Below are 256 nucleotides of genomic sequence, written 5' to 3' on the forward strand. Positions count from 1 at the left end.
GGCCCTTCGACCGAGTGCGCGCCCCCGGTGGTGGACGGAAGAAACTGGTCGAGCACACCCCTGAAATCATCGAACTACTCAGCGCGCTGGTGGACCCCGAAACACGGGGGGATCCGATGTCTCCACTGTTATGGACCACCAAATCCACCCGAAATCTCGCCGATACACTCACCTGCCAGGGATACGCTGTCTCGGACCGGGTGGTCGCCAGGATGCTCAAGGATCAGGGTTACTCCCTGCAGTCCAACACCAAGGC

1 pseudogene is annotated in these 256 nt (G+C 60.9%); it reads left to right on the forward strand.

The features are described 5' to 3' along the window. Positions 1-256: pseudogene (locus JMA46_RS16945) on the forward strand (ISAzo13 family transposase); the annotation flags it as partial.

Source organism: Arthrobacter sp. E3, assembly GCF_017353415.1.
Lineage (GTDB): Bacteria > Actinomycetota > Actinomycetes > Actinomycetales > Micrococcaceae > Specibacter.